Genomic DNA, 6764 nt, shown 5'->3' with positions numbered 1-6764 from the left:
GCGCCCTGCGCCTGCCCGCGCCCTGCGCCTGCCCGCGCCCTGCGCCGTTTCTGCCCCGCCCCGGCCTTACGGTGGCCGCGCTCACTTCCCCTTGCGGGGCGGCTTGCTTCCCTTGCGCGAGGACTTGCCTCCCTTGCGCGACGGCTTGCTTCCCCCGCGCGGCGGCAGTTGAGGACGGCGCAGATCGGGGACGTCCGAATAGTCCGGCGGGGTCGCGGCCGGATGCCGCTCCAGCAGATCGAGCGCCGTACGGACGGCGACCCCGAGCTGCGGAGCGCGGCCCTCCGCCCAGTCCACGGGGGAGCGCGGCGCCTCGATGTCCGGCTCCACACCGTGGTTCTCCACGCCCCAGCCGTAGGCGTCGAACCACGCGGCGTTCATCGGCACCGTGATCGAGGTGCCGTCGCCGAGGCGGTGACGGCCGGTCATCCCGACCACGCCGCCCCAGGTGCGCAGCCCCACCACCGGCCCGATGCCCTGGATCCTGAAGGCCGCGGTGATCATGTCGCCGTCGGAGGAGGTCGCCTCGTCGGCGACCGCGACGATCGGTCCGCGCGGCGCGTTGCTGGAGTACGACACGGGCTCGGCGTTGCGGGTGAGGTCCCAGCCCATGACCTTGCGGGTGAGCTTCTCCACCACCAGCTCGCTGATATTGCCGCCCGCGTTGCCCCGGACGTCCACGATCAGCGCGGGCAGCGACATCTCGCGGCGCAGGTCGCGGTTGAACTGCGCCCACCCGGAGCCGCCCATGTCGGGGATATGGAGATAGCCGCACCGCCCGCCGCTCAACTCCCGCACCACGGCCCGGCGCTGGGCCACCCAGTCCTGGTAGCGCAGCGGCCGGTCGTCGATCAGCGGGGAGACCGCGACCCGGCGCGCCGGCCCCTCGCCGTCCGGCGGCTCGAAGGTCAGTTCCACCGTCGTGCCGCCCGCGGCCGTCAGCAGCGGGAACGGACCGGCCACCGGGTCCACCGGGCGCCCGTCGACATGGGTGAGGACGGCGCCGTCCCGGATGCCCAGACCGGCCAGCGGCGAGCGGGCCCGGGAGTCGGAGGACTCACCGGGCAGGATGCGGGCCACCGCCCACCGGCCGTCCTTGGCGCGGGTGAGGTTGGCGCCGAGCAGTCCGATGGGGCGCTGGTAGTGGGGCGGGCCCTCGTTGCGGCGCGCGGCGGCGACATAGGCGTGCGAGGTGCCCAGCTCGCCGAGGGTCTCGCGGAGCAGATCGGCGAACTCGTCGGGCGAGGCGACCCGTTCGACCAGCGGACGGTACTGGTCGAGCACCCCGTCCCAGTCGACACCGCACATCCCCGGGTCCCAGAAGTAGTGCCGGGTGATGCGCCCGGCCTCGTCGTACGCCTGCCGCCATTCGGCCGCCGGATCGACGGTGTGCTGGATCCGCCGCATGTCGAGGTGGACCGTGGAGTCGCTGTCGCCGGTCTCGGTGGCGGGCATGGCGCGCAGATCGCCGTCGTCGTAGGCCACCAGCCGGGTGCCGTCGCCGCTGACCGCGAACCAGTCCAGTTCACTGGTGAGTTCGGTGCGCTTGGCCTTCGCCAGATCGAAGTGTTCCAGGGTGGGGCGGCTCGAGGTCTCGGCCGGGTTGGCGAACGTCTCGCCGAGCACGCCCGAGATCGGCCAGCGCAGCCACACCAGTCCGCCGCCGCTGACCGGGTGCAGCGAGGAGTACTTGGACGCGGGCACCGGGAAGACGGTGACCCGGCTGGCCAGCCCCGCCACCTCGACCGTCACCGTGCCGTCGCCGTCGTCCCCGCTGTCGTCCGGGTCCAGCCCGCCCGCCGCCGGGCGCCCCTCGGGGGAGAGCGCGAAGGGCGAGGGGGTGGCGGAGGACAGCGGTACGAGATAGGGGCGGCAGCCCAGCGGGAAGGAGAGGTCGCCGGTGTGCACGTCGTAGACCGGGTCGAAGCCGCGCCAGGAGAGGAAGGCGAGATAGCGGCCGTCGCTGGTGAAGACCGGCTCCTCGTCCTCGAACCGCCCGTTGGTCACGTCCACTATGGTCCGGTCGGCCAGCCGCGCGATCTTGATCGAGCGCAGGGTGCGGCCTATTCCGGGGTGGGACCAGGCCAGCCATGCCGAGTCGGGGGAGAAGGCCAGGTCGCCCACCGGGCCGTTGTCCGACCGGATCAGCTCGGTGACCTCGCCGTCCCCGTCGGCGGAGGTGTCCACCAGCAGCAGCCGCCCGTCGCCCGCGGCGACCGCGAGCAGGTCGCCGTCGGGCGAGGACTCCAGCTCATGCACCCGCCCCAGCAGCCCGGCGGCCAGCCGGCGCGGCTCGCCGGGGCCGCTGGCCCGGGGCAGTTGCGCGATCTCGATGGCGTCCTCGCCCTCCGCGTCGGTGAGGTAGGCGACCCGGCCGGTGGAGCCCAGCATCACGGGCAGCCGTACCCGGACGCCCGGGTTGTCGGCGAGGGTGCGGGCGGGGCCGTCGCGGTGGGTGAGCCAGTACAGGCTGCCGCGGACGCACACCGCGCTGGCCCGGCCCGTGGTGTCCACCGACAGCGAGTCGATATGCGAGGCGGCGGGCACCTGGTAGGGCCGCCGCCCGGTCCGCGCCCCGCCCAGCCGTACGTCCAGCTTGCGCGGCACCCCGTCCGGGCCCAGGTCGTCCACCAGCCACAGCTCGCCCGCGCACTGGTAGACCACGCGGGAGCCGTCGGTGGAGGCGTGGCGTGCGTAGAAGTCGGCATGGTCGGTGTGGCGGCGCAGATCGGTGCCGTCGGGCAGACAGGAGTAGAGATTGCCGATGCCCTCGTGGTCGGAGAGGAAGGCGATCCGGCCGCCGACGAACATCGCCGCGTCCAGATGGCCGTTCAGCTCCGCCGCGAGCCGGGTGCCGTGCAGCCACAGCCGCCCCGTCGCACCGCCCCGGTAGCGCTTCCAGGTGGCGGGCTCATGCGGCGGCTTGCCGGTCAGCAGCAGGGTGCGGCGCTCGCCGTCGAGGTCGGCCATCGCGATATCGGCCACCGGTCCCCAGGGCAGCCGACCGCCGGGACTGCCGTCGGTGGGCAGCGTGTAGGCCCAGGAGAAGTGGGAGAACGGCTGCTCATGGGAGGAGACCGCGAGGATCTGGGAGACGCCGTCCTGGTCCGCCGGGGTCCAGCCGCAGACCTGGGCGTCCGTACTGCCCCAGTAGGTCAGCCGGCGGGCGGGGCCGCCGGCCGCGGGGACGAGATGGATCTCCGGGTCCAGGCTGCGCCAGGTGGTGAACGCGATCTGGGAGCCGTCGGGGGAGAAGCGGGGAGGTCCGACGCGGGTGCGGTCCACGGTCAGCCGCCAGGCCCGGCCGGGGGGTCCGTCGGGGGCGGCCAGCGGGGCGACCCACAGATCGTCCTCGGCCGCGAAGCACAGCAAGTCGCCGTGCAGATGCGGAAATCGCAGATACGCCAGGTCGTCGTCGCTTCCGTAAGGCTCCACCCCACCCATGTTTTCGAGCTACGCCATTTGGAGCAACTCGGTTCTGTGACCTAGACCACGAGCGAAACGGTGCTGTTTCGATAGTGGCGCGCTTATACTGGAGGAGTACGAAACCGTTTCGTTCGGAATTTCGGAGGGAGGCGACACGCCATGCCGGCCATGGACCAGGCGGCGGAGGACCGGGACACTGCCCGGGTGCGTCGCAGCCGACTCTCCCCCGAGCGTGAGCGGGAGTTGTACGAGGCGGTGGTGGAGCTGCTCGGCGAGGTGGGGTACGACGGCCTGACGATGGACGCCGTCGCGACCCGTACGCACTCCAGCAAGGCCACGCTGTACCGCCAGTGGAACGGCAAGCCGCAACTGGTCGCGACCGCGCTGCGGCACACCAAGCCCGTTCTGCTCGAGGGTGTCGACACCGGAACGCTCCGCGGGGATCTGCGGGAGATCGTGCGGTGCTCGGAGAGCGCCCGGGAGCGGGACGCCGCGCTGATGAGGGGACTCGCTCACGCAAGCCACGACAACCCGGACCTTCATGAGGCCCTGCGAGAGCTGTTGATCTATCCCGAGATCGACGCGTTCAACGCGCTGCTGAGGCGCGCCGTCGACCGCGGCGAAATCGCCCCGGACCGGCCCGCCTTGAACTTCGTCGTGCACATGGTGTGCGGCGCGTTCATCGCCCGGCCGCTCGTCGACGGTCAGCAGCCGGACCAGACGTATCTCCTGGAGTACATCGACGCCGTGATCCTCCCCGCGCTCGGCGCCGCGTAGCCCTTCTCTCACCTCCCCCTCCCCCTTCCCCCCTCCCCCTTCCCCCCTCCGCACAACCACATAAGGCCCCGACCGGCGCGCCGCTCTCGTCGCCGGCTCGGTTATCCATCCCTGCCCAGTGCCATCCAACCGACGGGAGCACCTCTTCTCGTGGCCACCTTCCTTTATAAACTCGGCCGGTTCGCCTTTCGGCGACGCGGCTTCGTCGTCCTGATATGGGCGGCGCTGCTCGCGGTCGCGGGCGTCGGCGCCGCCACCGCCTCACCACCCGCCAACGACAGCTTCTCCATCCCGGGCACCGAGGCCCAGAAGGCATTCGACCTGCTGGAACAGCGGTTCCCCGGAGGTAACGCGGACGGCGCCACCGCCCGTGTGGTCTTCCGCGCCCCGAGCGGCGAGAAGATGACCGACCCGGCGAACAAGGCGGTGGTCACCAAGACCGTCGCCGACCTCAAGGCCAGCTCGCCGCAGATCGCCTCGGTCGCCGACCCCTACCAGGCCCAGGCCGTCAGCAAGGACGGCTCCACGGCGTACATCCTGACCGAATACAAGGTCAACGCCCTGGAGCTGAAGGACCCCGCCAAGGACGGTCTGAAGGAGGCGGGCGAGAAGGCCGAGAAGTCGGGCCTGACGGTGCAGATCGGCGGTGATGCGCTCCAGGAGATGCCGGAGACCGGCTCGACCGAGATCATCGGCATCGCGATCTCCGCGGTCGTCCTCGCCATCACCTTCGGCTCGCTGGTCGCCGCCGGACTGCCACTGCTGACCGCGCTCATCGGCGTCGGCATCGGCATCTCGTCGATCACCGCGCTCGCCACCACGCTGGGGCTGTCCAGCACCACCTCGACACTGGCGATGATGATCGGCCTCGCGGTCGGCATCGACTACGCGCTGTTCATCGTCTCCCGCTACCGCGCGGAGCTGGCCGAGGGGCGGGACCGGGAGGAAGCCGCCGGACGTGCCGTGGGCACCGCGGGCTCCGCGGTCGTCTTCGCCGGCCTTACGGTGGTCATCGCGCTGGTCGGCCTCGCCGTCGTCAACATCCCGATGCTGACCAAGATGGGCTTCGCCGCGGCCGGTACGGTCGTCATCGCCGTCCTCATCGCGATCAGCCTCATCCCGGCGGTGCTGGGCTTCGCGGGCAAGCGGGTCTTCGGGCGCAAGGCGCGCCGGCGGCTGGAGGAGCGCCTCGCGGCGGGTCCGGACGCCTCCGCCGCCGAGGAGAAGCCCAATATGGGCACCCGCTGGGCACGTTTCGTGCTGCGCCGCCCGCTGATGGTGCTCCTGGTGGCCGTGCTCGGCCTCGGCGCGGCCGCCGTGCCCGCCATGAGCCTGGAGCTCGGTCTGCCGGACGACGGCTCGCAGCCGGTCAGCAGCCAGAAGCGGCAGGCGTACGACGCGATCTCCGATGGCTTCGGCCCCGGCTACAACGGTCCGCTGATGGTGGTCATCGACGCCAAGGGCAGCGATGACGCCAAGGGCGCGGCCGAGAAGGTCCGTAAGACCATCACCGGCCTGGACGGGGTGGCCGGGGTCAGCCCGGCCGCGTTCAACAAGGCCGGTGACGCCGCGACGCTCACCGTCATCTCCAAGTACAAGCCGAGCAGCATCGACACCGAGAACCTGGTCGGTGACATCCGGGACAAGGCGAGCGGCTTCAAGGCCGACACCGGCGCCGAGGTGCTGGTGACCGGCCAGACCGGGATGAACATCGACATCTCGCAGAAGCTCAACGACGCGCTGGTGCCCTATCTGGTGCTCGTCGTCGGGCTGGCCTTCCTGCTGCTGATGGTCGTCTTCCGGTCCGTTCTGGTGCCGCTCAAGGCGGCGCTCGGCTTCCTGCTCTCCGTCGTCGCGGCGCTCGGTGCGGTGGTCGCGGTCTTTCAGTGGGGCTGGCTGGCGGACCTGCTCGGCGTCGAGGAGACCGGCCCGATCATGAGCATGATGCCGATCTTCATGATCGGTGTGGTGTTCGGTCTGGCGATGGACTACGAGGTCTTCCTGGTGACCCGGATGCGGGAGGCGTTCGTCCACGGCGAGCGCCCCGGCCAGGCCGTCGTCACCGGCTTCCGGCACGGCGCCCGGGTGGTCGCCGCAGCCGCCATCATCATGATCAGCGTGTTCGCCGGGTTCATCGGCTCCTCCGAGTCGATGATCAAGATGATGGGCTTCGGCCTCGCCATCGCCGTCTTCTTCGACGCCTTCGTGGTCCGCATGGCCATCGTCCCGGCGGTCCTGGCGCTGCTCGGCAAGTCGGCCTGGTGGCTCCCGCGCTGGCTGGACCGGGCGCTGCCCAATGTGGACGTGGAGGGCGAGGGCCTGCGCAAGCAGCTCGAGCCGACCCCCGCGGCCCAGCAGCACGACTCCGACGCGGACGCCGAGCTGACGCGCGTCTGATCTGCGTCCGACCCGCGTCTGACGCCGAGGTGACGTTTCGGCCCGACGGCGGCCTTCCGATCCCGGAAGGCCGCCGTCGGCGTGTGATCCTGGGCGATCCCGCCGGATTCCGCGATGACCGCGCTCTTGCGAATGACTTGCAGGTACGGGCTACCATCGGGCCG

3 protein-coding genes are annotated in these 6764 nt (G+C 71.3%); 2 read left to right on the top strand and 1 reads right to left on the bottom strand.

What is annotated here, in order from left to right:
* Positions 1–81: 81 nt before the first annotated feature.
* Positions 82–3444: a S41 family peptidase gene (locus tag KN815_RS19530; RefSeq protein WP_216343233.1), complete on the bottom strand. Its 3363-nt coding sequence runs from the start codon at positions 3442–3444 to the stop codon at positions 82–84.
* A gap of 141 nt (positions 3445–3585) precedes the next feature.
* Here KN815_RS19530 and KN815_RS19525 point away from each other — a divergent pair, with 141 nt between their 5' ends.
* Both KN815_RS19525 and KN815_RS19520 read left to right on the top strand, forming a co-directional pair.
* Entirely contained in the window at positions 3586–4203 is a 618-nt protein-coding gene (locus KN815_RS19525; RefSeq protein ID WP_253209086.1) for a TetR/AcrR family transcriptional regulator, read from the top strand.
* Positions 4204–4353: 150 nt separating this feature from the next.
* On the top strand, positions 4354–6600 hold the full coding sequence (locus tag KN815_RS19520) for an MMPL family transporter (RefSeq protein WP_216343232.1): 2247 nt from the start codon (positions 4354–4356) through the stop codon (positions 6598–6600).
* Positions 6601–6764 lie beyond the last annotated feature (164 nt).

Origin of the sequence: Streptomyces niphimycinicus, from assembly GCF_018883605.1 — a bacterium.
GTDB classification, from domain to species: Bacteria; Actinomycetota; Actinomycetes; order Streptomycetales; family Streptomycetaceae; genus Streptomyces; species Streptomyces niphimycinicus.
The sequence above is the reverse complement of the archived record's forward strand: the minus strand, read 5'-3'. Positions and strand labels throughout refer to the sequence as shown.

What these genes read in the sequence shown, in the direction of transcription:
- KN815_RS19530 (WP_216343233.1), bottom strand. Translation starts at nt 3,444, where the DNA reads ATGGGTGGGGTGGAGCCTTACGGAAGCGACGACGACCTGGCGTATCTG.
- KN815_RS19525 (WP_253209086.1), top strand. Translation starts at nt 3,586, where the DNA reads ATGCCGGCCATGGACCAGGCGGCGGAGGACCGGGACACTGCCCGGGTG.